This window comes from Variovorax sp. EL159 (assembly GCF_900100965.1).
Classification (GTDB): domain Bacteria; phylum Pseudomonadota; class Gammaproteobacteria; order Burkholderiales; family Burkholderiaceae_C; genus Variovorax.
The window spans coordinates 153,355-178,322 of the sequence record NZ_FMUJ01000001.1; the positions used below are offsets into that span (position 1 = coordinate 153,355).

The 24,968-nt window shown below is 66.5% G+C and carries 27 protein-coding genes; 21 read left to right on the top strand and 6 right to left on the bottom strand.

Features of this window, described 5'->3' with window-relative positions; translation table 11 throughout:
• Window positions 1-47: 47 nt before the first annotated feature.
• The 6 genes from hda (at window position 48) to BLQ28_RS00725 (ending at window position 5,172) form a co-directional block, all read left to right on the top strand.
• A complete protein-coding gene (hda, locus tag BLQ28_RS00700; RefSeq protein WP_256327128.1) occupies window positions 48-734 on the top strand; it encodes a DnaA regulatory inactivator Hda in 687 nt (228 codons plus the stop codon).
• A 28-nt stretch (window positions 735-762) separates the two neighbouring features.
• Entirely contained in the window at window positions 763-2,370 is a 1,608-nt protein-coding gene (gene pcnB / locus BLQ28_RS00705) for a polynucleotide adenylyltransferase PcnB (protein ID WP_093236653.1), read from the top strand.
• The gene (folK, locus tag BLQ28_RS00710; RefSeq protein ID WP_093236654.1) at window positions 2,367-3,029 is read left to right on the top strand and encodes a 2-amino-4-hydroxy-6-hydroxymethyldihydropteridine diphosphokinase; all 663 of its coding nucleotides are present in this window, start codon (window positions 2,367-2,369) and stop codon (window positions 3,027-3,029) included. The genes pcnB and folK overlap by 4 nt, the downstream gene beginning before the upstream one ends.
• A gap of 255 nt (window positions 3,030-3,284) precedes the next feature.
• Window positions 3,285-3,929: a DUF47 domain-containing protein gene (locus BLQ28_RS00715; protein WP_012746613.1), complete on the top strand. Its 645-nt coding sequence runs from the start codon at window positions 3,285-3,287 to the stop codon at window positions 3,927-3,929.
• 14 nt (window positions 3,930-3,943) lie between these two features.
• Window positions 3,944-4,954 carry an inorganic phosphate transporter gene (locus BLQ28_RS00720; RefSeq protein ID WP_093236655.1) on the top strand — a complete coding sequence of 337 codons (1,011 nt, stop codon included), beginning with the start codon at window positions 3,944-3,946 and terminating at the stop codon, window positions 4,952-4,954.
• Between the two features lie 29 nt (window positions 4,955-4,983).
• On the top strand, window positions 4,984-5,172 hold the full coding sequence (locus tag BLQ28_RS00725) for a hypothetical protein (protein ID WP_143012394.1): 189 nt from the start codon (window positions 4,984-4,986) through the stop codon (window positions 5,170-5,172).
• On the opposite strand, the gene BLQ28_RS00730 is transcribed toward BLQ28_RS00725, so the two are convergent.
• On the bottom strand, window positions 5,160-6,794 hold the full coding sequence (locus BLQ28_RS00730) for a methyltransferase domain-containing protein (protein WP_093236657.1): 1,635 nt from the start codon (window positions 6,792-6,794) through the stop codon (window positions 5,160-5,162). The genes BLQ28_RS00725 and BLQ28_RS00730 overlap by 13 nt on opposite strands.
• Window positions 6,795-6,938: 144 nt before the next feature.
• Between BLQ28_RS00730 and BLQ28_RS00735 the strand changes: the two genes are divergently transcribed.
• A complete protein-coding gene (locus BLQ28_RS00735) occupies window positions 6,939-8,234 on the top strand; it encodes a rhamnan synthesis F family protein (RefSeq protein ID WP_176800974.1) in 1,296 nt (431 codons plus the stop codon).
• 12 nt (window positions 8,235-8,246) lie between these two features.
• On the opposite strand, the gene BLQ28_RS00740 is transcribed toward BLQ28_RS00735, so the two are convergent.
• Both BLQ28_RS00740 and BLQ28_RS00745 read right to left on the bottom strand, forming a co-directional pair.
• Entirely contained in the window at window positions 8,247-8,693 is a 447-nt protein-coding gene (locus BLQ28_RS00740; RefSeq protein ID WP_093236659.1) for an NINE protein, read from the bottom strand.
• Window positions 8,690-9,214, bottom strand: coding sequence for a GNAT family N-acetyltransferase (locus tag BLQ28_RS00745; protein WP_093236660.1), 525 nt, complete (start codon window positions 9,212-9,214; stop codon window positions 8,690-8,692). The genes BLQ28_RS00740 and BLQ28_RS00745 overlap by 4 nt, the downstream gene beginning before the upstream one ends.
• Before the next feature lie 181 nt (window positions 9,215-9,395).
• Here BLQ28_RS00745 and rpsP point away from each other — a divergent pair, with 181 nt between their 5' ends.
• The 8 genes from rpsP to BLQ28_RS00785 all read left to right on the top strand — a co-directional run bounded on the left by rpsP (window position 9,396) and on the right by BLQ28_RS00785 (window position 15,550).
• The gene (gene rpsP, locus BLQ28_RS00750; RefSeq protein ID WP_013540078.1) at window positions 9,396-9,659 is read left to right on the top strand and encodes a 30S ribosomal protein S16; all 264 of its coding nucleotides are present in this window, start codon (window positions 9,396-9,398) and stop codon (window positions 9,657-9,659) included.
• Between the two features lie 15 nt (window positions 9,660-9,674).
• Window positions 9,675-10,229 (top strand): ribosome maturation factor RimM, encoded by a 555-nt coding sequence (gene rimM, locus BLQ28_RS00755; protein ID WP_093236661.1) that lies wholly within the window; start codon window positions 9,675-9,677, stop codon window positions 10,227-10,229.
• A gap of 16 nt (window positions 10,230-10,245) precedes the next feature.
• Window positions 10,246-10,992 (top strand): tRNA (guanosine(37)-N1)-methyltransferase TrmD, encoded by a 747-nt coding sequence (trmD, locus tag BLQ28_RS00760; RefSeq protein ID WP_093236662.1) that lies wholly within the window; start codon window positions 10,246-10,248, stop codon window positions 10,990-10,992.
• A 111-nt stretch (window positions 10,993-11,103) separates the two neighbouring features.
• Complete coding sequence (gene rplS, locus BLQ28_RS00765) at window positions 11,104-11,481, top strand: 50S ribosomal protein L19 (RefSeq protein WP_093236663.1); 378 nt, start codon at window positions 11,104-11,106, stop codon at window positions 11,479-11,481.
• A 145-nt stretch (window positions 11,482-11,626) separates the two neighbouring features.
• Window positions 11,627-12,346 carry a CoA pyrophosphatase gene (locus BLQ28_RS00770; RefSeq protein ID WP_093236664.1) on the top strand — a complete coding sequence of 240 codons (720 nt, stop codon included), beginning with the start codon at window positions 11,627-11,629 and terminating at the stop codon, window positions 12,344-12,346.
• A gap of 52 nt (window positions 12,347-12,398) precedes the next feature.
• Window positions 12,399-13,400 carry a CobD/CbiB family protein gene (locus BLQ28_RS00775; protein ID WP_093236665.1) on the top strand — a complete coding sequence of 334 codons (1,002 nt, stop codon included), beginning with the start codon at window positions 12,399-12,401 and terminating at the stop codon, window positions 13,398-13,400.
• A 17-nt stretch (window positions 13,401-13,417) separates the two neighbouring features.
• A complete protein-coding gene (gene hisC, locus BLQ28_RS00780; RefSeq protein WP_093236666.1) occupies window positions 13,418-14,512 on the top strand; it encodes a histidinol-phosphate transaminase in 1,095 nt (364 codons plus the stop codon).
• 12 nt (window positions 14,513-14,524) lie between these two features.
• Window positions 14,525-15,550, top strand: coding sequence for a DUF695 domain-containing protein (locus BLQ28_RS00785; protein ID WP_093236667.1), 1,026 nt, complete (start codon window positions 14,525-14,527; stop codon window positions 15,548-15,550).
• 10 nt (window positions 15,551-15,560) lie between these two features.
• Here the strand turns inward: BLQ28_RS00785 and rsgA are convergent, their stop codons facing one another.
• From rsgA to BLQ28_RS00800, 3 genes are read right to left on the bottom strand one after another with little or no spacing between them, the layout of a single operon-like run.
• Window positions 15,561-16,514, bottom strand: a complete 954-nt coding sequence (gene rsgA, locus BLQ28_RS00790) for a ribosome small subunit-dependent GTPase A (RefSeq protein WP_093236668.1) — start codon at window positions 16,512-16,514, stop codon at window positions 15,561-15,563.
• 12 nt (window positions 16,515-16,526) lie between these two features.
• Window positions 16,527-16,880 carry a 4a-hydroxytetrahydrobiopterin dehydratase gene (locus BLQ28_RS00795; protein ID WP_093237634.1) on the bottom strand — a complete coding sequence of 118 codons (354 nt, stop codon included), beginning with the start codon at window positions 16,878-16,880 and terminating at the stop codon, window positions 16,527-16,529.
• A gap of 35 nt (window positions 16,881-16,915) precedes the next feature.
• On the bottom strand, window positions 16,916-18,175 hold the full coding sequence (locus BLQ28_RS00800) for a M48 family metallopeptidase (RefSeq protein ID WP_093236669.1): 1,260 nt from the start codon (window positions 18,173-18,175) through the stop codon (window positions 16,916-16,918).
• 59 nt (window positions 18,176-18,234) lie between these two features.
• Here BLQ28_RS00800 and orn point away from each other — a divergent pair, with 59 nt between their 5' ends.
• From orn to BLQ28_RS00830, 6 genes are all read left to right on the top strand, one after another.
• Window positions 18,235-18,831, top strand: a complete 597-nt coding sequence (gene orn, locus BLQ28_RS00805) for an oligoribonuclease (protein WP_093236670.1) — start codon at window positions 18,235-18,237, stop codon at window positions 18,829-18,831.
• A gap of 251 nt (window positions 18,832-19,082) precedes the next feature.
• Complete coding sequence (locus BLQ28_RS00810; RefSeq protein WP_176800975.1) at window positions 19,083-20,996, top strand: DEAD/DEAH box helicase; 1,914 nt, start codon at window positions 19,083-19,085, stop codon at window positions 20,994-20,996.
• Between the two features lie 216 nt (window positions 20,997-21,212).
• Window positions 21,213-22,286, top strand: a complete 1,074-nt coding sequence (locus tag BLQ28_RS00815; RefSeq protein WP_093236672.1) for an NAD/NADP octopine/nopaline dehydrogenase family protein — start codon at window positions 21,213-21,215, stop codon at window positions 22,284-22,286.
• On the top strand, window positions 22,276-23,280 hold the full coding sequence (locus tag BLQ28_RS00820; protein WP_093236673.1) for a 3-hydroxybutyryl-CoA dehydrogenase: 1,005 nt from the start codon (window positions 22,276-22,278) through the stop codon (window positions 23,278-23,280). The genes BLQ28_RS00815 and BLQ28_RS00820 overlap by 11 nt, the downstream gene beginning before the upstream one ends.
• A complete protein-coding gene (locus BLQ28_RS00825; protein ID WP_093236674.1) occupies window positions 23,277-24,080 on the top strand; it encodes an alpha/beta fold hydrolase in 804 nt (267 codons plus the stop codon). The genes BLQ28_RS00820 and BLQ28_RS00825 overlap by 4 nt, the downstream gene beginning before the upstream one ends.
• Window positions 24,077-24,955, top strand: a complete 879-nt coding sequence (locus BLQ28_RS00830; RefSeq protein WP_093236675.1) for a quinone oxidoreductase family protein — start codon at window positions 24,077-24,079, stop codon at window positions 24,953-24,955. The genes BLQ28_RS00825 and BLQ28_RS00830 overlap by 4 nt, the downstream gene beginning before the upstream one ends.
• Window positions 24,956-24,968 lie beyond the last annotated feature (13 nt).

Below are 24,968 nucleotides of genomic sequence, written 5' to 3' on the forward strand. Positions count from 1 at the left end.
TCACGATTTTAAGGGCCCTCGCGGCCCCCTCCATGAACCTTCCCGGGATGAAACAGCTCGCGCTCGATATCGGCATTGCGACGGGCCCCAGCTTCGACGCCTTTTTTGCCGGCCCCAACGAGGCCGCGCTGAGCCACCTGCAACTGTGGGCGGGCAGCGCCGGCAGCCCTGTGCTGCACTCGCCGGTGCCAACCTATCTTTGGGGCGAAAGCGGCAGTGGCAAGACCCATCTGCTCGAATCGGTGCGTGTCGCACTGCGCGAGCAGGGCGCCAGCGTGGGCTGGCTCCACGCCGGCCTGCTGGAGCCGCCCGAGTTCGACGAGCGCTGGGGCGCCGTCCTGCTCGACGACGTCCACCTCTACACTGCCGTGCAGCAGCACGCGGCCTTCAACTGGTTCGTCAACGCCCAGACGCTGCAGCGCGGCGTGGTCGGCGCGGGCGCGCTGCCGCCGGCCGACCTGCCGCTGCGCGAAGACCTGCGCACCCGGCTCGGCTGGGGGCACGTCTTCCATCTGCAGGTGCTGAGCGAAAGCGAACGCCGCGCGGTGTTGCGCCAGGCCGCCGATGCGCGCGGCGTGATGCTGTCCGACGACGTGCTCGACTACATGCTGCACCGCTTCAGCCGCGACCTGGGCAGCCTGATGGAGCTGCTCACGCAGCTCGACGGCTATGCCCTGCAGACGCAACGCGCGATCACCATTCCGCTGATCCGCTCCATGCTCGAGAACGAATAAAAAGAGCGAACAAGGCTTTCAACCAACAATGATCAAGAAATTCATCGACAAGCTGCTCGGCAAGACCGCCGGCAGCGCACAGGGCAAGAGCCGCTTCGGCAAGCGCCAGGAGGTGCCGGCAGAGGTTCACAAGATCGATCCGGCCCTGGTCGACGAACGTGCGAAGAACGTGGTGACCACGCTGCAGCAGGCGGGCTACGAGGCCTACGTGGTCGGCGGCGCGGTGCGCGACCTGCTGCTGGGGTTGCGCCCCAAGGATTTCGACGTGGCCACCAATGCCACGCCCGAGCAGGTCAAGTCGCTGTTTCGCCGCGCCTTCATCATCGGGCGCCGTTTTCGTATCGTGCACGTGGTGTACGGCCGGGGGCGCGAGCATGAGGTGATCGAGGTCTCGACCTTCCGCGCCTACATGGACAACGCCGCCGCCGAGCAGGTGGCGGGCAACGAGCGCACCAGCAAGGGCGAGCTGGCCAGCATGAAGCACGCCGTGGACGCCAGCGGCCGCGTGCTGCGCGACAACGTCTGGGGCCCGCAGGAAGAAGACGCGGCGCGCCGCGACTTCACCGTCAACGCCATGTACTACGACCCGGCCAACCAGGTCGTGGTCGACTATCACAACGGCATCAAGGACGCGCAGAAACTCACCCTGCGCATGATCGGCGACCCGGCCACGCGCTACCGCGAAGACCCGGTGCGCGTCATTCGCGCCATCCGCTTCTCGGCCAAGCTCGCGGCCCTCGGCTTCAAGATGGAAGCCAAGACGGCGGCGCCGCTGGTCGAGTCGAGCAAGCTGCTGGCCGACGTGCCGCAAAGCCGCCTGTTCGACGAAATGCTCAAGCTGCTGCAGACCGGCCATGCGATTGCCACGGTCGAGCAACTGAACAAGCTCGGGCTGGCCAAGGGCATCTACCCGCTGCTCGACGTGGTGGTCGAGCGTGCCGACCAGCCCTTCGTGAAGGCCGCCCTGCAGGACACCGACCGCCGCGTCGGCGAAGGCAAGCCGGTGGCGCCCAGCTTCCTGTTGGCCTGCGTGCTGTGGGCCGACGTGCGCGACGGCTGGGCCCAGCGTCAGGAAGGCCAGCGCGGCCAGCGCCCGCAGGCGCCGTTCCCGGCGCTGCAGGACGCCATCGACGACGTGTTCAATGCCCGCATCGGCGACGTGTCGGGCCGCGGCAAGCTCGCCGCCGACATGCGCGAGATCTGGATGATGCAGCCGCGCTTCGACAAGCGCACCGGCTCCACGCCCTACAGCCTGGTCGAACAGGCGCGTTTTCGTGCGGCCTTCGACTTCATGCGCCTGCGCGCAGACGTGGGTGAGGTCAGCGAGGCGATTGCCGAGTGGTGGCAGGAGTTCAGCACCGCCGACGACCTGCGCCGCCAGGACCTGCTGGAGCAGGTGCGCGAAGAGCAGAAGGTGCGCCAGCGCGTGCGGGTGCGCGAGACCCCGGCGCCGAAGCCCCGCAGCAGTGAGCCGGCCGCGCGCCGCAACGAAGAGGCCGAGTCGGACGACGAAGTCGAAGCCGTTGCCGTGCCGCCCGATGGCGAAGCTGCCGCGCCGCGCAAGCGCCGTCGCCGTCGCAAACCGCGTTCCGCAGGTGGTGGCGGTGAGGGCGGCGGCAGCGCCGCGGGCGAATGAGCGCGTCCGACCAGCCGAAGAGCGGCAACAAGAAGAGCCCTGCGGCCAAGACCGTCGGAGCCGGCAAGGCCAAGCCCGCACCGTCGCGCACGAGCGGCGCCAAGCCACCGTCGGCCGGTGCCAGAAGCGGTCCCCCCGCGCGCCGTGCGCCTGCCAGCGCCCCGGTGCGTCGTCCGCGCGGCCCTCGTGAGGACTACCCGACCGTGCAGGCCTTCGTGGCCATTGGCGCCAACCTGGGCGATGCCGAGGCGTCCGTGAAGGCCGCCATGGCAGCCATCGGCGCGCTGCAGCGCACGCAGGTGACGGCCCGTTCGTCGCTCTATCGCAGCGAACCGGTGGATGCCGAAGGCCCCGATTTCATCAATGCCGTGGTGGCCGTGCGCACCGGCCTGGATGCCGAGCAGTTTCTCGTGGCATTGCAGCGCCTCGAAACGCTGGCGGGCCGCGAGCGGCCTTTCCCCAATGCGCCGCGCACGCTCGACCTCGACCTGCTGATGCACGGCAATTCGGTGATCGACACCCCCACGTTGACCCTGCCGCACCCCCGCATGCGCGAGCGCGCCTTCGTGCTGAAGCCGCTCGCTGAAATCGCACCCGACAAGGTGCCGCGCGCGGCGTTGGCGCGCGTCACTGGCCAGGTGGTCAAGCGCATCGTCTAGCGCTGCAGGCGGCCGTCGGCGTGCCGCACATCCTGGACCTTCATGCGGTCGTGCTGCTGATCGTGACGCTTCGCATGGGCGGGATTTGCGCTGGCTGGCATCTGCCGGTGTTGCGCTTGCCCGCCTGAATTTCGGGCGCTCTGGTGGTTCCGAAAAGCCGGTCGGGCGGGGTTGGGCCCGCGCGCCCGTTAAACTTCGCCGGTTTTTTCATGAAGGCGTCATGAAATTGTGATTGGCGCACCCCCAGGAGTTTCCATGTTCGGCAAGCTGCTGCCCCGCGAGGGCAATTTCTTCGAGATGTTCAACCAGCACGCCGAGCGCATCGTGGAGGCGGCCAGGGCGTTCGAGCAACTGGTCGCCAACTACAGCGACGTGCACCTGCGCGAGCAGTACAACCGCGACGTCGACAACGCCGAGCGCGCGGCCGATCGTGTCACGCACGACGTCAACCGGCTGATCCACAAGACCTTCATCACGCCCATCGACCGCGAGCAGATCCACAAGCTCATCAACACGATGGACGACGTGGCCGACCTGATCCAGGACTCGGCCGAGACCATGGCGCTGTACGACGTGCGCCACATGACCGACGAGATCGTGCGCCTCACGGCCCTGAGCGTGAAGTGCTGCGATCGCCTGAAGGACGCCGTCAAGTTCCTGGGCAAGATCGCCGACCCGGCGGTGGCCGAAGCCACCCTCAAGACCTGCGAGGAAATCGACCGCCTCGAATCGGATGCCGACCGCGTGATGCGAAGCGCCATGAGCAAGCTGTTCCGCGAGGAGCCCGATGTGCGCGAGGTGATCAAGCTCAAGGCAATCTACGAATTGCTCGAAACGATCACCGACAAGTGCGAAGACGTGGCCAATGTGATCGAGGGCATCGTCCTCGAGAACTCCTGAGCGGGTAGCAACCGATGGCAACGGTTCAGGTCGCCCTCTGGGTGGTGATAGTGCTGGTCGTGCTCGCGATCCTGTTCGACTTCATGAACGGGTTCCACGACGCCGCCAATTCGATCGCGACGGTGGTGTCCACCGGCGTTCTCAAGCCCGGGCAGGCCGTGGTGTTCGCGGCATTCTTCAACCTGATCGCGATCTTCATCTTCCATCTGAGCGTGGCCGCCACGGTGGGCAAGGGCATCGCTCAGCCCGGTGTGGTCGATGTGCACGTGGTGTTCGGCGCGCTCATCGGCGCGATCAGCTGGAACCTCGTGACCTGGTACTACGGCATTCCGAGCAGCTCTTCGCATGCGCTGATCGGCGGCATCGTGGGGGCGGTCATCGCCAAGACTGGCACCGGCGGCCTGGTGGCCTCGGGCATCTGGAAGACGGTGGCCTTCATCTTCGTGTCGCCGCTGCTGGGCTTCCTGCTGGGCTCGATGATGATGGTCCTGGTGGCCTGGGGCTTCCGCCGTGCCACGCCTTCGCGCGTCGACCGGTGGTTCCGGCGGCTGCAGCTGGTTTCGGCCGGCGCCTACAGCCTGGGCCACGGCGGCAACGACGCACAGAAGACCATCGGCATCATCTGGATGCTGCTGATCGCCACGGGCTATGCGTCTGCGAGCGATGCGACGCCGCCGAACTGGGTGATCGTGAGCTGCTACACCGCGATTGCACTGGGCACCATGTTCGGTGGCTGGCGCATCGTGAAGACGATGGGGCAGAAGATCACCAAGCTGAAGCCCGTGGGCGGCTTCTGCGCGGAAACGGGCGGCGCGCTGACGCTGTTCCTGGCGACGGCGCTGGGCATTCCGGTGTCGACCACGCACACCATCACGGGCGCCATCGTCGGCGTGGGTTCCGTGCAGCGCGCCAGCGCAGTGCGTTGGGGCGTGGCGGGCAACATCGTCTGGGCGTGGATCTTCACGATTCCCGCCTCGGCCTTCGTGGCCGCGATTGCTTACTGGATCAGCATGCAGCTGTTCTGAGCCGGCCCTTGCGGCAGCGACGGTGTCGCGTGCGTGGTGTGGAGCGCTATTCGTTCTTCCATGAGGCCGTGCACCTCGCCGGCCATGCGCTGGGAGACCAGGACGACGTGGCGAGCGTGGCGCTGATGTCCTGCGTGCCCTTTCGCAAGATCGACGAGATCAGGCTCGACTGGCTGGTCGAGATGGACGACATCGCCGAGGACGTCTACCCCTTCTGAACCGCCGTCCGACGCGCCAGGATCGACAGCGCAGGCCCCGCCGCGTGGCCGGGTTCCTCGTGCTGGATGTCGATGCGATCGAAGCCCAGCATGCCGAGCACGAGAAGCAGGTCTGCACGCTCCATCCACAGCGGTTCGGCGGCGGCGCTACCGCAGAAGTGGACGTCCGTGACAGGGCCGTAGGGGCGCCTGTGCAGCCGCACCGTCTCGTCGCGCCAGTGTTTCTCGAGCGTGCCGGTGATCGCGGCGCGGCGCGGGTCGTCTGCCGGCATGGCCTCGGCGTCGACGACGTGTGTCCACAGGAACAGCGTGTCGGTTCGGGCGGCCAGCAGTTCGAGCAGCCGCAACGGATCGGCCATGTGATACAGCACGCCGCTTGCCACGATCAGCGGCCACCGGCGCGCGTCGGACTCGAGAAAGGCGCAGAAATCGCCGAGCAGGAAGCGCGCGTCGCGCAGCCCCATGACTTCCTTGGCGACCAGGCAGCGCAGGTAGGCCTCCTTGTTGGCCTCGATCGCCAGCACCGATCGGGCGCCCGCGTCGAGCAGGAACCTGGTATGGCCTGCCTCGAGCGGCCCGAGCTCGAGCACGTCGAGGCCCTCCACGCCGGCCGTCATCTCCACCAGCCATTTCAGGCGGATGTCGTCGTGCAAGACCGCGCTGCCGGCCTGCAGCCTCGAATCGGCTGGAAAAGCCGAAACCCATCTTCCCTTGAACAGGTCGACGGCATGCTGCGGGTGAGGCATCTCCTCAACATAGCCGAGCCCCACGTCGAGGGGCGTGGAAGCTGCGACGGCGGGCACTGCCGCATGCACGCCGCCGCGCGCTGCTTCGAGGAGGGCTTCGCGCGCAAGCGCACTCCGCTCGGGGACCGGCCCGGTGCCGCTGCGCGACAGCGCGATCATGAATTCGCAGCCCACGCTCTCGTGGAAGAAGGCCTCGCCCATCGAGATCAAGCCCATGGTGCGCAGGTCGGCAAGGATCAATCGCATGCTCGCGGGCGTGAACACCCAGGCGTGGCAGTCGATGTAGTCGGCGTCCTTTTTCACGGCGTTCGCGTAGCCATCGAGCGGTGTGCTGGCGAAGGCGATGTGGCCGCCGCCGTCGTCGCCCCAGACCTGCACGCCGTCGCGCGCTGCATTGGATGCGTAGTGGTCGTACAGCGCCCCGGCGTCGTGGCGGCGCTGTTCGCTCAGGTAGGCGCGCAGCAGCTGCCCGGTCGTGCTGACCGGGCGCAGGTAGTCGAAGGTGAACCGTCGATCGGGAATCAGCAGGACCAGCCTGCCTGTCTCGCCAAGCGCGCGTTCGCAGCGCTGCAGGAAGTGGATCGGGTCGGGCAAGTGCTCGAACACGTGGCTGGCGAGGATGAAGTCGAAGGAATCGCCTTCCTCGAGCAGCTGCGTGAACTCCCCTCCGTCGTCGATGGCGTCGACAGCTTCGATCTTGCGGGTGTCGACGCCGATGGCTTCGTACTTGGCGCGCAGCTGGTCCTGGTCGGCGTGATCGATCACGAACACGTCGTAGCCCTCCGATTTGGGAAGGATCGGCGAATAGGAGGCGCCGATCTCGATGCCCTTGTCCGTCTTGGACGTGGTCTGACGGATGTGGCTGCGGAAATCCATGGGGTGGCGGGTCTGGAAGAGGGCGCCGGATGGGAGGCAGCGGCCGGCGCGCTGGCGACAGGGCGATAAAATGTGAAACAAATGTTAACCGACGATGACCGAAGGGGGAGCTCTGTGAGAGGACTGCTCAGGATGCTCCGCGCGATGGCGACCCGCCTCGTCTATCACCTCTACTGCGTGACAGCCAAGATCCGGCAATGGCCCCTGGTCCTCCGCGAGCGTCGGCCGGTCTTTATTTCGGACGAATCGCACCGTCCGGCGCAGGGCGATGCCTATGCCATCGTCGTCAAGTACGCCAAGTTCGGCCTGACGCCTGATTTCCTCGATCTGTTGCAGTCACTGGAGGCTGGCGCGGTCAATGCCATCGTGGTTTGCAACGGCCGGCTCGACGCGGACTCGCGCGCGTTGTTGCTGCGCAGCGCGCACCGGGTGCTGGTCCGCAGGAATGTGGGGCGGGACATGGGGGCGTACAGGGCGGCCACCTTGTACCTCGGCAAGCAGGGGCTGAAGCCGGGGCGGATGCTCTACCTGAACGACAGCCTCTTCTTCCTCAAGGGCAAGGAACTTGACGACATGGTCAGCGCGCTGTGCCAGAGGCGTTTCGACGTGACCGGCACCTTCGAGAACCATGAGAAGTCCCACCATGTCGGCTCTTATGCGCTGGCGGTGTCGGGCGCGGTCTTCTCGGACCCCGATGTCGTGCGGTTCTGGCAGCGGTATCGGCCCTACGACCTGCGTCCCCATGCGATCCTGCGCGGCGAGGTGGGCTGGTCCGCCTGCATCAAGCAGCGCGGCTACAGCATCGATGTCATATACGGCGCCGAGAAGCTCGTGCACCAGCTGAATGCACTCGATCTCCGGGGGCTGATTGCCGTGACCCAGGTCATGCGGCCGGCGTTCCGGCTGCAACCGCTGGACGGGTTGATGGCGCAGTCGATGGCTGCGCTGCGGTTGGTCGAGCCTTTGTCGGTTTCCAGTCAGGCCAGGGCGGCCGTGGTTGCTGCATCGGCCGAGCCTGCCGCGCCCGTCGTCACGGCCTCGGGCACGCCGACGCTGGCGAGCTATCGGGCGAGGCGGGCGCAACTGGCCCAGCAGGCGCAGACGCCTCCTCCTTCTCCTCCAGCTCCCGCCGACGACCAGGCGTTCAAGGTGGCGGAGGCGCTGGCGCGTCGCGCGCTGGTCGACCGGATCATGATGGAGGTGACGCAGGGCAGCCAGATCCACCTCGGATTCGGGCTCTTCCGCACGCTGATGCGCTGCCCGATCGTCAAGAAGGACCTGATCGCGCGCGACATCTACTTCGAGCACGATTGCGAAATGATCCTGCAGGACGTCGAAAGCGAGATGCGCTCGAAGATCGTGCGCGAGATGGTGAACCGGGGGCGGCCGCTGTTCGTGCAGGGGCGCCGGCGGTTCCTGCTCGACCACGGCCTTGTGTAGGCCGGCCTCGGACTACTGGGAAATTTTCCGACCCTCTTCGATCTGGTGCTCGAAGTAGCGCTGGAAGCTGAACACGATGCTGGCCATCAGGATCGTGCTGCCGAAGAACAGTGCAAGCACCACGGCGCCGATCGTGAACCAGTTCGTGCGGCCGGGTTCGGCGTCGGTCGATGCGCTGGGGTTGAAGCGGGCATTCCATTTCTCGGGCGTCATGAGGCCATAGATGATGGCCATCAGCGCGCAGCCCGCGATGGTGAAACCCAGCATGGGGATCAGCGCCCAGCTCAGGCCGTCGTCCACGCCGTACATGTGCACGCGCTCGATGCCGTAGATGCCCAGCGCCGTGGGAATGGGCAGCAGCCAGCCGAGCCAGTCGCCCATGCCGCGCAGGTAGAAGCGGTGCAGCCCCAGCGGGCCGCCGAGGAAAGAGAGCCACGCGGCGGTAGTTTTGCTTTTCATTCGGGTTTTGTCGTGCTGCCTTCGCCGAGCACCTTTTCCATCAGGACCACATCGCGCCATTCGCCGAACTTCCAGCCGCAGTCCTTGAGCACGCCCACATGGGTGAAGCCCTGGCTGCGGTGAACGCCGACGGAGCCGGCGTTGGCGGAATCGCCGATCACCGCGATCAGCTTGCGAACGCCGACGGCTTCGGCCGCCTGCGAGAGCGATGCCAGCAGCTTGGCACCCAGACCCTTGCCGCGTGCTGACTCCGACATGTAGATCGAGTCTTCGGCCGAAAAACGATAGGCCGGGCGCGGCTTGAACCAGTTGCAGTAGGCAAACCCCAGCACTTCGCCATTTTCTTCCGCGACCAGGTAGGGCAGGTTCTTGCCGAGCACGTCGGCACGGCGCGCGGCCATGTCGGCGGCGGAGGGCGGCTCGGTCTCGAAGGTGCCCGTGCCGTGCAGCACATGGTGGGCGTAAATGGCCGTGATGGCCGCGACGTCGTCGTCACGGCTGGGGCGGATGGTGAGGGTCATGCGGTGGAAAAGAGACGGCGCGGAGCCGAAAATTCGGAGAAAACGCGGAGCGGGCTATAATCGCAGGCTTTTCAGCGTGTCGCTGGCCGGGTGGCCATGTCGCGTGTCTCGACGCTGGAAGAACATTGTGAGCGGGCCTCTTTCTCATCCAACTGGCTCGCTGACCACCCAAGGATAAATCATGGTCGTCATTCGACTCTCCCGCGGCGGCTCCAAAGGCCGTCCGTTCTTCAACATCGTCGTGTCGGACAAGCGCGTTCGCCGCGATGGCCGTTTCATCGAGCGCCTGGGCTTCTACAACCCGACCGCCAAGGAAAACGAAGAAAGCATCCGCATTGCCCAGGACCGCCTGACCTACTGGAAGAGCGTTGGCGCCCAAGCCTCGCCCACGGTCCTGCGCCTGATCAAGCAAGCTGCAGCCGCAGCACCCAAGGCGGCAGCCTAAGCCGCCGGCACGGTGATGTTGCCTGCACTCGAAGCCGCCGAATTGCCGGCGGATGCGATCGAGGTGGGCCGCATTGCCGATGCATGGGGTATCAAGGGCTGGTTCAAGGTCCTGCCCCACAGCGCCCAGCCCGAGGCGCTTTTTTCTTCCAAGCGCTGGTTTCTGCAGGCTCCCGGAGCCTCTGCAAACACCGCTTTCCGGCTCGCGATCCGCGAAGCTAAAGAACATTCCGACTGCATCGTCGCCTCGTCCGAGGACGTGCCCGACCGCAACGCGGCCGAGGCCCTGCGCGGCGCGCGCATCTTCGTGCCGCGCTCGAGTTTCCCGACGGCAAGCGACGATGAGTACTACTGGGTCGACCTGATCGGCCTGTCGGTCGTCAACCGCGAAGGCGTGACGCTCGGTACGGTGCGTGAACTGCTCGCCACCGGCCCCCAGACCACGCTGGTGCTGACGGCCGAAGAAGACGGCAAGGCCATTGAGCGCATGGTGCCTTTCGTCTCGGTCTTCGTCGACAAGGTCGACCTGCCCGGCCGGCTCATCACGGTCGACTGGCAACCCGATTTCTGATCGAGGGCTCGCGCGCATGCGCTTCGACGTCCTCACGCTCTTTCCCGAACTGTTCGCGCCTTTCATGGCCAGCGGCGTGACGCGCCGTGCCTACGAATCGAAGCAGGTCGAGGTCGTGTTCTGGAATCCGCGCGATTTCGCGCAAGGCAACTACAAGCGGGTGGACGATCGTCCCTTTGGCGGCGGCCCTGGCATGGTGATGATGGCCGAGCCGCTCGCCGCCAGCCTCGATGCGGCGCTGGCCGCACGCGGGGCGGAGGCGCCGGTCGTGCTGTTCTCGCCCATCGGCGAGGCGCTGCGGCACGAAGCGGTCGAACGCTGGTCGGCCAGCGAGGGCGCGGTGCTGGTCTGCGGCCGCTACGAGGGCATCGACCAGCGCTTCATCGACGCGCGCGTCACCCATCAGATCAGCCTCGGCGACTTCGTTCTTTCAGGCGGCGAGATCGCGGCCATGGCATTGCTCGATGCCGTCGCGCGCTTGCAGCCCGGCGTGCTGGGCGACGAGGCCAGCCATGTGCAGGACAGCTTCAACCCCGCCCTCGACGGCCTGCTCGATTGCCCGCACTACACGCGGCCCGAGCAATGGAACGGGCAGGGCGTTCCGGCGCCGCTTCTCTCGGGGCATCACGCGCAGATCGAACGTTGGCGGCGTGACCAGCGCCTGGCCATGACGGCCGCGCGGCGCCCCGATCTGATCGATGCGGCCCGCGCTGCCGGCCGCCTGGGCAAGGCCGATGAGGCGGCGCTCAAAAAAAAGCTATAATCCCGGGCTCCCCGATCCTCTGCCCGGCCGCGCCAGGCCTTTTCACCGGTCATCTGATGGAAGCCAATGGCGCCTTTTGTGTAGCCCGACACGATCGAATATCAGGAAATCATGAACCTCATTGAAACCCTCGAGCAGGAAGAAATCGCCCGTCTCGGCAAGACCATCCCCGATTTCATGCCTGGTGACACGGTCATCGTCAGCGTGAACGTCGTCGAAGGCACCCGCAAGCGCGTGCAGGCCTACGAAGGCGTCGTGATCGCCAAGCGCAACCGTGGCCTCAACAGCGGCTTCACCGTGCGCAAGATCTCCAGCGGCGAAGGCGTGGAGCGTACGTTCCAGACCTACAGCCCGCTGATCGCCGGTATCGAAGTCAAGCGTCGCGGCGATGTGCGCCGCGCCAAGTTGTACTACCTGCGCGATCGCAGCGGCCGTTCGGCACGCATCAAGGAAAAGCTGCCGAGCAAGTCGACGGCTGCTGCCAAGTAAGCTGCTTCCTGTCGTGCAAAAAGCCGCCGCTCTGGCGGCTTTTTGCGTTGGTGCTCCGCACAAAAAGACAGCGTCACCTTTTTACGCTCTACTTCACCTACCCCGCTACCGGCCAACGCATCTCTTGACCACCACTTCCGTTCCCATGCAACCCGTGCCCCTCGAACCCGTCAATGCCGTGGTCCCGCCCACGCTGCTGCAGTTCGATCCGCGCGAGGCGCCCTTCGTGGATGGCAGCGATGGTTTGCCGGCGGTGTCGCCCGCGCAGTTGACGGCGCAGGCGTTGCGGGCGCGTTTCAGCGCCCCTCCCGCGTGGACGCCCGAGTTGCGCCGCGAACCGCGGATGGTCGACCGCGCACCCGCGCAGGCCGCCGTGCTGGTGCCGATCGTGCAGCGCCCGCAAGGCGCGACCGTGCTGCTGACCGAGCGCACCACGCACCTGTCGAACCATTCGGGGCAGGTTGCGTTCCCTGGGGGGCGTGTCGATCCCGAAGACGCCAACATCGCAGCCGCCGCATTGCGCGAGGCCTGGGAAGAGGTGGGGCTCTCAGCCCAGTTCATCGAAGTGCTGGGGAGCCTTCCCACCTACACGACGGTGACTTCGTTCATCGTGACGCCGGTGGTCGCACTGGTGCAGCCCGACTTCGAACTCACCATCAACCCTTACGAAGTGGCGCAAGCCTTCGAGGTGCCGCTGGCCTGGTTGATGGACCCCGCCAACCACCGCCGGCATACCGTGAGCGCCGTCGATGGCCGCAAGCGCGAGTGGTATTCGATGCCTTACCAGGACGGACCTGACGAGCGTTTCGTCTGGGGCGCGACGGCCGGCATGCTGCGCAATCTCTATCGCTTCCTGGCCGCCTGAGTCCGGCTTGAATTTGGCCTGAATCTTCAGGCGCTCTCGCTATCATCGACGGATGAGCTTTTTTGCCATCCTGTGCGCGCTGCTGATCGAGCAGGTGCGGCCACTGGGCCCGCGCAACCCCGTGTACGGCAGCGTTCTGGCGTGGACACGCTGGACCAGCCGCAATTTCGACGCGGGCAAGCCGCATCACGGATGGATCGCCTGGGGGCTCGCCGTGTTTTTGCCCACCCTCCTGGCGCTGGGTGTGCACTGGCTGCTGGTGCTCACATTGGGGCTGCCGTTCGCGGTGCTCTGGAGCATTGCGGTGCTTTACGTCACGCTGGGCTTCCGGCAATTCAGCCACCACTTCACCGACATCCGCGATGCACTCGACGAAGGCGACGAGCCGCTCGCGCGTTCGCTACTGGCGCACTGGCAAGGCGTCGATGCGGCCGACCTGCCGCGCAGTGAAATCGTTCGCCACGTCATCGAGCATTCGGTGATCGCCGCGCACCGCCATGTGTTCGGGGTGCTGGCCTGGTTTTCGGTGATAGCCGCCATCGGCCTCGGGCCGGCAGGCGCGGTGTTCTATCGCATGAGCGAGTTCGTCTCGCGTTACTGGGCGCACAAGAACGGCGCTGCGGTGCAACCTTCGAGCGTTTCCGTCCAGGAGGCTGCAGACCGCGCCTGGCATGCTGTCGACTGGCTGCCCGCACGCATTACGGCCCTGGGCTTCGCGGTGGTCGGCAGCTTCGAGGAGGCGATCGATTGCTGGCGCAATGACGCGCGACGCTTCCCGAACGAGAACGATGGCGTGATCCTGGCCGCCACCTCCGGCGCGGTGAACGTGCGACTGGGCGGCGGCTCGCTCAGCCCCATCCCTACGCTCGATCCGTTGTCGCGCGCGCAAGCCGGTGAATCTGTCGCGCAGGGGCGCCCGCCCGACAGCGGCAGTACGCCAGGGCGTGAGCCCGAGCCCGGCCACCTGCGCAGCGTGGTCGGCCTGGTCTGGCGATCGGTCGTGATGTGGATGGTGCTGCTGGCCTTGCTCACCCTTGCCCGCCTGCTCGGTTGAGCGAGCAAGGGAACGCCATGAGTCGCACCGCCGTGCCGGTTTTCTGGAGTCCGCGCATCGGCGCGCTCGAGCCCTACGTGCCCGGCGAGCAGCCGCGCATCGAGAACCTCGTCAAGCTCAATACCAACGAGAACCCGTATCCGCCGTCGCCGAGCGCTGTCGAAGCGATCCAGCGCGCGGCCGCGAACGGCCTGGAGCGCTATCCCGACCCCACGTCGCTCGCGCTGCGCGAAGCGGTCGCCCGGCGGCACAGCCTGCAGGTCGATCAGGTCTTCGCGGGCAATGGCTCGGACGAAGTGCTGGCGCACGCCTTCTTCGCGTTCTTCCAGCAGGCCGAGCCGGTGTTGATGCCTGACGTGAGCTACAGCTTCTACAAGGTGTATGCCCAGCTCTACGGCATTGCCTGCGAGTTGCTGCCGGTCGACGAAGGCCTGCGCATCGACGTGGAAGCCATCGCGGCGCGTGCGCGTCGTGGCTGCGCGGGCATCGTGCTCGCGAATCCGAATGCGCCCACCGGCATCGGGTTGCCGCTGTCGCGCATCGAGCAACTGCTCCAGGCTTGCCCCGATCGCGTGGTGCTGGTCGACGAGGCCTATGTCGATTTCGGCGGTGAAAGCGCGCTGCCGCTGATTGGCAAGTACCCGAACCTGCTCGTGGTGCATACCCTGTCCAAGTCGCGCGCGTTGGCCGGCCTTCGGGTCGGCTTCGCTTGCGGCCAGTCGCACCTCGTTGATGCACTGGTGCGCGTCAAGGACAGCTTCAATTCCTACCCGCTCGACCGGCTGGCCCTGGCCGGTGCCGCGGCGGCGCTCGACGACGAGGCGTGGTTCAAGGCCACCTGCCACAAGATCGCCGACACCCGAGAAGGCCTCAGCCTCCAGCTCGAAGACCTGGGCTTCGAGGTGCTGCCTTCGCAGGCCAACTTCGTGTTTGCCCGCCACCCCCGGCGCGATGCGGCTGAGCTGGCCGCGCTGCTGCGCGAGCGCGCGGTGCTGGTGCGGCACTTCAAGCAGCCGCGCATCGCGCAGTACCTGCGCATCAGCATCGGCACGCGCGAACAGTGCGGCGTGCTTGTGCAGCGGCTGCAGGAAATTCTGGCCGAAAACACATAGGAAGAACTGTCGATGTCGACCGTCAACACCGATCCGCGCGCAGCCGCACGCACCGCCTTCTGGCAGGCCTTGAGCGAGCGGCTCGACAGCCTGCGCGCCATGTCCGGCCATGAACTGGTGAACGCACTGAACGAGCTGCTGCAGCCGCTCTTTCCGAATCTCGCCGCCGAGGTGCTGGGTGATCCGCCGGCTTTCAAGCTCGTGCTCACGGCGCATGGCGCCGAAGAAGATTTCGAGGAGCTCATGGCGCTGGTGCAGAGCGCGCCCGCGTTGCCACAGCTCGAGGTGGAGGCTTTCCGTCAGCGCATGCGCGAAGGCTTCAGCATGCGCATGAACGATTTCGAGCTGGCCACCACGGACGTCCTCGTGAAGCACGAGCCCTATCGCGGGCTCGTGGCGCTGGAGATCGGCTTCGCCAAGCCCATCCCGATGGACATGCAGGACCACGCGCGCCACATGAGCATGATCATGCTCGACCACATCCTGGGCGAGTACGACTTCGCAGTGAAGGTCGGGCCGGTCGACCATGTCGAGGCCGATGCGCACGCGGATTTCGATGGCGTGCCGCTCGACGATTTCGTGCGCCTGTTCGATGCATGCTGGCGCGACGATCTTGGCCACACCGGCGTGTTCCCGGTCGGCGAGCATGCCTGGTCCGGCCTGACCGCCACGCGCGAAGCCGAGGACGGCAGCGAGATCGAGATGGTCGTGATGCGCAACGACGCCGCGAATGCGCTGCTCGGCCGCGCGGACCTGGGGCATCGGCTGTCGGCCGCCATTTCCGTCGACTCGGGCGAGGAACTGGACGAGGCGCGCGTCTACGAAGACCGGCTCACGGCGCTGTTGCAGACGCATGAAAATGGTTGCTGCACGCACGTCGTGCTGGAAGAGGGCGTTCGCACCATCCACTTCCATATCGCGCATCCGGAGGCGGCGATTGCCCACGCGCAATCGCTTCAGGCCGAATCGGAATTGCCCGTGACGCTCGACCTTGCCTTCGACCCGACCTGGAAGTCGTACCGCATCTGGCTGGCCTGAAGCGCCTGCTTCAGTACCGCTTCTGGCTCAACTCGGCGAACAACTCGCCGTAGATTTTGTAGCGGCTCGCGCTGATGGGGCCCGGCGCCGTGGCCGACGACACATTCGCGATCACGCCGCAGCCCGGCTCGTGCAGGTGGGTGCAGTTGTAGAACTTGCAGTCCCCCGTGTGCTCGGCGATGTCGGGCATCAGCCCGGCAAGCTGCATCGGCTCGATGTGGTTCAGGCCGAACTCCTGGAAGCCCGGCGAGTCGATCAGGCCGGTGGTGCGGGCTTCGTCGATCCAGTACCAGGTGGTGCTGGTGGTCGTGTGCTTGCCTGAATTCAGCGCCTGCGAAATTTCCTGGGTCAGCACGGTCGCGCCTGGCACCAGCAGGTTGGTCAGCGTGCTCTTGCCAGAGCCGGAGGGGCCGAGCACGAGGGTGGACTTGCCGGCAAGAAGCTTCATCAGCGATGCGTAGTCCGCCTCGCCCGAGGCCTTCAGCGAGAGCGGCAGCACGCCGTGGTGCATGCGGCGATAGGGCGCCAGCTTGTTCCATGCGCGCTCGAAAGGCTCGACCAGATCGCTCTTGTTGAGGGCGATGATCGGCGTGATGCGCTCGGCCTCCGCGGCAATCAGCGCGCGCGCCAACTGGTGCTCGGAAAACTCCGGCTCGGCCGCGATCAGTATCAGCACATGGTCGAGGTTGGCCGCAAACGACTTGGTGCGGATCTCGTCCTGCCGATAGAAGAGGTTGCGGCGCGGCAGCACTTCTTCGATGGTGCCTTCGTCTTCGGTGGCCTGCCAGCGTACGCGGTCGCCGACCACGGCCTGGCTTTTCTTGCCGCGCGGGTGGCAGATCAGCCGCTCGCCGGCGGGTGTTTCGACAAGGCAATGACGTCCATGGCTGGCAACGACGAGACCCTCGTGGAGTGTCTTCGCAGCGGTGGCTGCAAAGGCAGCGGCGCGGGCCGGCTTAGCCACGGGCGCGTTCCGTCATGCGGCGGAACTAGTGGCGACCAGCGCGTCGGCTTGCCGCGCGCAATCGAAGTCGGTGACCGACAGGCCGCCCACGTCGTGCGTGTTGAAGCGCACCACGCAGCGGTTGTAGTGCACCGACAGATCGGGGTGATGGTCTTGCGTGTGGGCCACGAAGGCCAGGGCGTTCACGAAGGCGATGGTCTCGAAGTAATTGGCGAAGGTGAAGGTCTTCTCGATGGCGACGTTGGTGCCGTCGCCGTTGAGTTTCCAGCCATCGAGCTTGGCGAGGCCGGAGACGATCTCGGTGGCGCTCAGGGCCTTGCGGGCAGGAAGGCTCTTCCAGTCTTTGGGCGTGAACATGCTGCTCATGGTGGGCTTCTTCAAAACAGGGTTGATGCGATCACTCACGCCGCCGTCATGCGCGCAAGGCGCTCGGAGGCGGGCGGATGGGAGTAGTAGAACTTGACGAACACCGGATCGGGCGTGAGCGTCGATGCGTTGTCCTGGTAGAGCTTGAGCAGGGCGGCCGAAAGGTCGGCGCCGCTGGTCTGCGCCACCGCATAGGCGTCGGCCTCGAACTCGTGCTTGCGCGACAGGCGTGCCGGCAGTGGCGCAATGAAGAAGCCGAACACGGGAACGGCCAGCATGAACAGCAGCAGCGCGAGCGCGCTGTTGGGCGCGGCCATGTTGGGCTGCACGCCCAGGCCGGTGTAGAACCACACCTGGGTCGAGACCCAGCCCAGCAGTGCGAAGCCGGCGAGGCTCAGCGCGAACATCGCAATCAGCCGCTTCACGATGTGGCGATGCTTGAAGTGGCCGAGCTCGTGCGCGAGCACGGCTTCCACTTCGCCTGCGTTGAGCTGGCGCAGCAACGTGTCGTAGAACACCACGCGCTTGCTGGCACCGAAGCCGGTGAAGTAGGCATTGGCATGCGCGCTGCGCGTGCTGCCGTCCATCACGAACAGGCCCTTGGCAGCAAAGCCGCAACGCTTCATCAGGGCCGTCACGCGCGCCTTCAGCGTCGGGTCGTCGAGCGGCTTGAACTTGTTGAAGAGCGGGGCGATGAAGGTCGGGTAGATCAGCATCAACAGCAGGTTGAAGCCCATCCACGCCCCCCAGGCCCACAGCCACCAGAGCGTTCCGGCCGCACCCATGAGCCACAAGATCAGCGCCGCGATCGGCAGCCCGATCAGCGCGCCGAGCAGCGTCGACTTGACGGTGTCGGCCAGCCAGAGCTTCCAGGTCATCTTGTTGAAGCCGAAGCGTTCTTCGAGCCTGAAGGTCTGCCAGAGCGTGAAGGGGAGTTCGAGCAAGCCGCCGATGGCCGCGAAAGCCGCCAGCAGCGCCAGTTGCTGCAGCATGCCGCCACCCATCCACACCAGCAGCAGCTTGTTGAGCAGGTCGAGGCCGCCGAGCAGCGTCCACCCCAGCAGCAGCGCGGCGCTCCAGGCCATCTCGACGAGGCCGAAGCGCGCCTTCGCAATGGTGTAGTCGGCCGCCTTCTGGTGGGCGGCGAGCGTGATGGTCTGGGCGAAAGCCTCTGGCACGGCGCCGCGGTGCCGCGCCACGTGGCGCACCTGCCGCGAAGCCAGCCAGAACTTCACGAGCAGGCCCGCAACCAGCGCAACCGCAAAGGCAATGGTGAAGATGAGCGAATAGGACATGGAGCGCGGAGTTTAGCCCTCGGTATCTGGGGCCGCGGGCCGTCGGCGACAATCCTGCGATGCCCGAATCCCTTGCCCCGACACCCCCCGCAGCCCCGCCCACCCTGAAGAAAAGCGACCAGAACCTGGTCTGGCTGGACTGCGAAATGAGCGGCCTCGACCCCGAGAAAGAGCGCCTGCTCGAAATTGCCGTGGTCGTCACCGGCCCCGACCTCACGCCCCGCATCGACGGCCCCGTGCTGGTCATTCACCAGAGCGACGCCGTGCTCGACGGCATGGATGCCTGGAACAAGGGCACCCATGGCCGCAGCGGGCTGATCGACAAGGTCAAGGCTTCCACCATCGACGAAGCCGCCGCCGAGCAGCAACTGCTCGAATTCATCGCCAAGTACATCCCCCGCAGCGGCTCGCCCATGTGCGGCAATACCATCGGCCAGGACCGGCGCTTCCTGGTCAAGTTCATGCCCAAGCTGGAGGCGTACTTCCACTACCGCAACCTGGACGTCAGCACGCTCAAGGAACTGGCCAAGCGCTGGAAACCCACGGCCTACAGCGCCTTCAAGAAGCAGCAGGCGCACACCGCGCTGGCGGACGTGCACGAGTCCATCGAAGAGCTTGCCCATTACCGCGAAACCTTCCTGCGCCTGACTGATTGACAGGGGATTAGGTAAAAACCCGAAGCCGTGCCATAATCGCAGGCTTCGCTGATCGGTGCATGTTTCGAACACCCGGCCAGCGTCTCTCGCATCTCCCTATCTTGCACACCGCGCCCGATCGCATTCGCTGATCAAAAAGGGCCACAGCCTCAGGCGTTAGCCAGAAGCTGAATGTCGTTGGATGGTTGATGTTTTTAACCACCAACGGGGCGCCGCCTACGGCAGCGCTCGCGTTTGAGATTGATATCTACATGACCGACGCTTTTGAAGCGCAGGGCGAGTTCGCGCCTGTGCAATCCGCTACCAACAACGAATTCACCGCCGCCGTGGACACTGTGTCCGAAGCGCCGATCCTCGAGGTGCTCGACGCAGCCGCCCCCGAGATCGCTGCGGTCGAAGAAGAACCCGCTCAGCCCAACGGCTTCGTCAAGCTCGGCCTTGCGCCCGAACTGATCGCTGCCGTGGCCGACATGGGCTTCACCCAGCCGACCACCGTGCAAGAGAAGGTGATCCCGATCGCCATGGGCGGTGACGCCGGCCAGGACGGCAAGGCCCGTTTTGTCGACCTGATGGTCTCCAGCCAGACCGGTTCGGGCAAGACCGCTGCCTTCCTGCTGCCCGTGCTGCACACGCTCCTGAAGCGCCAGGCCGAAGCCGACGCCGCAGCCAAGGCTGAATTCCAGCGCCTGGCCGCCGAAGCCGCTGCCCGCGGCGAAGCCGCACCGAAGAAGCCGAAGCGCAAGGACCCGACCAACGCCCGTCACTTCAAGGCCGCCACCCCCGGCGCCCTGATCCTGTGCCCGACGCGCGAACTCGCGCAGCAAGTCGCGCACGACGCCATCGAACTGGTCCGCCATTGCCGCGGCCTGCGCATCGCCAACGTGGTGGGTGGCATGCCTTACCAACTGCAGATCGCCAAGCTGCAGAACGCCGACCTCGTGGTTGCCACGCCCGGCCGCCTGCTCGACCTGCAACGCTCGCAACAGCTCAAGCTCGACCAGGTCAAGTTCCTGGTGGTCGACGAAGCCGACCGCATGCTCGACCTCGGCTTTGCCGACGATCTGGCTGAAGTCAACCAGCTCACCATCGAGCGCCAGCAGACGATGATGTTCAGCGCCACCTTCGCGCCGCGCATCCAGCAACTGGCCCAGCGCGTCATGCGCGAGCCGCAGCGCATCACCATCGACAGCCCGCAAGAAAAGCACGCCAACATCAAGCAATCGCTGTACTGGGCCGACAACAGCCAGCACAAGCGCAAGCTGCTCGACCACTGGCTGCGCGACACCAGCATCAACCAGGCGATCGTGTTCGCCAGCACGCAAGTCGAGTGCGACGGCCTTGCCAACGACCTGCAGCAAGAAGGCTTCAGCGCTGTGGCGCTGCACGGCGCCCTGAGCCAGGGCCTGCGCAACCGCCGCCTGATGGCGCTGCGCCAAGGCCAGGTGCAGATCCTGGTGGCGACCGACGTTGCCGCCCGCGGCATCGACGTGCCGACCATCACCCACGTCTTCAACTTCGGCCTGCCGATGAAGGCCGAGGACTACACCCACCGCATCGGCCGCACCGGCCGTGCAGGCCGCGACGGCCTGGCCATCACCTTTGCCGAGTTCCGCGATCGCCGCAAGATCATGGACATCGAGCACTACAGCCGCCAGCAGTTCAAGGCTGAAGTGGTTGCCGGCCTGGAGCCGCAACAGCGCATGCCGCAATCGCGTCCCCCGATGGGCGAGTACCGCGGTGGCGGTCGTGACAACCAGTCGCGCGACCGCAAGTTCGGTGGTGGCGGCCATCGTGGTGGCAATGCCGGCGGCTTCGGCGGCGGCAACAGCGGCTACGCAGGTGCCAGCGGCTTCAATGACCGTGGCTCGCGTGGCCCCGGTGCACCGGCCGGCCCGCGTGGCTTCGGTGGCGGTCACGGCCATGGCGGCGGTCACAACGCCGGCTTCGGCGGTGGTCGCGACGAAGGCGGCGGCGGTTACGGCCGCAAGCCGGGCTGGGGTGACAACGCCCCGCGCAGCGGCGGTCGCGGCGACTTCGCTCCCCGCGAAGGTTTCGCACCGCGTGAAGGCTTCGCGCCCCGCGGCAATGGCGCAGGCCATGGCGGCCCGGGCAAGGTGTTCGTGCCCCGCGACGCGCAAAAGCGCGCGTTCAAGCCGAGCCGCTGATCCTTCCTCCAGAGCGGCCTGACAGCCGCTTCGCTCCCCAAAAAAGCCCGCGCTTCTCACGAACGCGGGCTTTTTCGTTTCGGGTTTCCGAGCATCGGGTCGTCGAGAAATTTGATTGACACCTTAATCGATGAAAAGTAATGTAATGGCGCATTGCTTTCCCGGGCCCGCCCTGCGGCTGCCGGTTCATCGACACCTGCTTTTCAACTTTCGAACATGAAACTTGCGATTCTTGGGGGTGGTCATGGCGCCTACGCGGCCGCCGCCGACCTGTCCGAAGCCGGCCACGAGGTGCGCCTGTGGCGCCGCGACGCGAAGGCACTCGAGCCGGTCCTGCGAACGGGGGCCATCATGCTGAAGGACGCCGACGGTGCGCGCGAAGTGCCGCTCGCACTCGCCACCGCAGACATCGCCGCAGCCCTGAAAGGGGCCGAGTTGATCGTCATTCCCACGCCCGCCATCGCCCAGCAGGACATCGCGCTTGCGATGGCTCCGCACCTGGTCGACGGCCAGGTCGTGTTTTTGCCGCCGGGCACCTTCGGCAGCTACGTGATGGCAAGGGCCGTCAAACAGGCGGGCAGCCGCGCCGACGTGGCCTGGGCCGAAACGGGCACCTTGCCGTATCTGGCGCGCAAGCACGGGGAGCGCGAAGTCAACGTCACGATCCGCGCCATCCGCCTGCCGACCGGCGTCTACCCGGCGCGCAAAGAAGCCGAGGCCATCGCGGTGATCCGCAAGGCCTACCCGGCCGTCCACGGCTGCGGCGACGCGCTGTCGGGCGCGCTGATGAATGCCGGCCCCGTCATCCATCCGCCGCTGATGGTGATGAACGCCGCGCCGCTGCAGCACTTCGAGCGCTGGGACATCCACAACGAAGGCACGCAGCGCGCCGTGCGCGACGTGACCGACCGGCTCGACCAGGAGCGCATCGCCGTGCGCGAAGCCTTCGGCCAGGGCGCGCCGCACTATCCGCTGGCCGACCACTACGACAACGACCGCTGGATGTACGGCGATGCCCACAAGCAGCTCGTCAAGTCGGGCGACTGGCGAGAGAACATCGACCTGCACACGCACCGCTACATCACGGAAGACACCGAACTCGGCCTCGCCTTCCTGGCCTCGGCCGCGCGCCATGCCGGCGTGGACGCGCCCATCGCGCACGGCCTGCTGGCCATCGTCGGCGGCTTCCTTGGCCGCGACCTGCGTCAAGGCCCGCGCACTTTCGAGAGCCTCGGCCTTGCCGACCTGAGCGCGGCGCAGCTCAGGCAAAGGCTGCACGATGGCGAATGACGCCGCGTTGCCCCGCTTCGCGGCCGTCGGTGCGGGCCGCATGGGGCGCGGCATCGCGATCGCATTCGCCTATGCCGGCCACCGCATTTCGCTGATCGACCTGCGCCAGCGCAGCGACGATGCCTGGCAGCGATTGCGCGACGAAGCCAAGGCCGAGATCGAGGCCAGCCTTGCAGGCCTGGCGCAGCTCGGCGTGCTCGATGCGAAGCAGATCCAGTCGATTGCCGCCCGCGTGGATTTTGTGAATGCCGCCGCGGCACCGCAAGCGTTGGCCGCCGCCGAGCTGGTGTTCGAAGGCGTGCCCGAAACGATGGAGGCCAAGCGCGAAGCCTTCGAGCAGCTCAACCGCCATTGCCGCGACGACGCGATCCTGACCTCGACCACCAGCAGCATCCTCGTCACGCAGCTCGCGGCGCTGGTGCGTTTGCCGGCGCGCTTCCTGAACATGCACTGGCTCAACCCGGCGTATGTGATCCCGGTGGTGGAACTGAGCTGTCATCCGGGCACCGACGCCGCCGTGCTCGCACGCACCAAGGCACTGATGGAGGCGATCGGCAAGCTGCCCGTGGTGTGTGGCGCGTCGCCGGGCTACATCGTGCCGCGCCTGCAGGCGCTGGTCATGAACGAGGCGGCCCGCATGATCGAAGACGGTGCTGCCACAGCCGAAGAAATCGACAAGGCCACGCGGTATGGCCTCGGCCTTCGGTTCGCAGCGCTCGGCGTGGTCGAGTTCATCGACTTCGGCGGCTGCGACATCCTGCATCACGCAAGCCGCGAAATGTCGGCCTCGCTCGACCCTGGCCGCTACACCGCGCCGGCCATCGTCGGCCGCATGGTCGAGGAGGGCCGGCTCGGCCTGAAGACCGGCAGCGGCTTCTACGACTACGAGGGCCGCGACATCGCCGCCTATCGCCGCGACGTGCTCTCGCGCACGCTCGGCGAACTGCGGCACGCAGGCCTCTGGCGCGCGCCGGCCGACGAGACCCTGCCATGACGATTCTTCGCCGCGCCTTCGCCGACCTGTCGGTGGGGCAGGTGCACTACGCGGCATGCGGCGATCCGCAGGCGCCCGCGGTGCTGCTGCTGCACCAGTCGCCGCGCAGCTGGGCCGAGTACCGCGACGTGCTGCCGTTGATCGGCGCGCGCTGCTATGCCATCGCCATGGACACCGCAGGCTTCGGCGACTCCGCCGACGGTGGTGTGCCGGCGAGCATCGCGCAGTGGGCACGCGTGGCGTGCGAGCTGCTCGATGCATTGCACATCGGGCGCGCCGATGTCGTCGGGCATCACACCGGAGGCGTCATCGCGCTCGAATTGGCTGCAGCATTTCCGGAGCGTGTGCGCAGCCTGGTGCTGTCGTCCACGCCGTACACAGACGAGGCCTTTCGCCGTGCGCGCGCGCAAAGACCACCGATCGATGAAGTCGCTCCGAGCGAAGACGGCAGCCATCTCGCGGCGCTGTGGCAGCGGCGCCAGGGCTTCTATCCGCCGGGGCGCCCCGATCTGCTCGAAGCCTTCGTGCGCGATGCGTTGAAGGTGGGGCACCGCGTCGAGGAAGGGCACCGCGCGGTTGCGTCGTACCGCATGGAAGACCGCATCGGCCGCGTGACGCAGGCCGCGCTCATCATCCGCGCGACCAACGACCCGTTTGCCGCCCCGCATGCCCAGGAGCTGCAGCACCATCTGCCTCAGGCGCGCATCGTCGATATCGAAGGCGGCATGGTGCCGCTGCCCGACCAGATGCCCGAGGCCTTTGCGCGCGCGGTGCTCGACTTTCTCTCGACGCGGCCATGAAGGCCGTTCGCATCCATGGCTTCGATGCCGTGCCGGTGCTCGAAGAAGTGGCCGACCCGGTGCCACGCCCCGGCCGCACCATCGTGCGAATGCAGGCCGCCACAGTCGGCCATATCGATCGCACCGTGTGGCGCGGCAGTTTTCTCCGGCATCCGCCGTTGCCGTACACGCCGGGCGTGGAGGCCGCCGGCATCGTCGTCGCGAGCGGCTGCTATGCCGCGGGGCAGCGCGTGTGGTTGCGTGGCAGCGGGCTCGGCACGTTGTTCGACGGCACCTGGTGCGAACTGATCGACGCGCCCGACGAGGCGCTCGGTGCCTTGCCCGATGCACTGCCGATGACGCTCGGCGCCGCATTCTTCTCGCCCTGCACATCGGCCTGGGTGGCGTTGCATGAAGTCGCGAAGCTCAATGCCGGCGAGCATCTTCTGGTGACAGGCGCAAGCGGCGCCGTGGGCTCGCTCGTCATTCAATTGGCGCGCGAGGCCGGATGCACCGTGACACCCGTCGACCCGCGTGCCGATCCTCCGCCAGTCGCCAGCGCAGACCTGCTGATCGACACCGTCGGCGGAAGCGTTCTATCGGCAGTCTTGCCTTCTGTTCGTCCGGGTGGGCGCGCCGTGCTGGTCGGCTACACCGCCGGCCCGTCGCTGCAATTGGACATCGCCCATTTCCTGCAGCGCGACGTGGCGCTGCTGCCGCTCAACATGTTCAGGCGAGAAGCCGCGGGCCGTGCCGCGGTGCCCAGGTTGCTCGCACGGTTGGCCGATGGTCGCCTGCACCTCGACGTGCAGAGCTTCGCGCTGGCCGATGCGGCCCTTGCGCTCGACTGGATCGCGCAGCGCGGCCATCGCGGCCGCGCGGTGCTCGTGCCCTAGCGGAGAGGGCGCG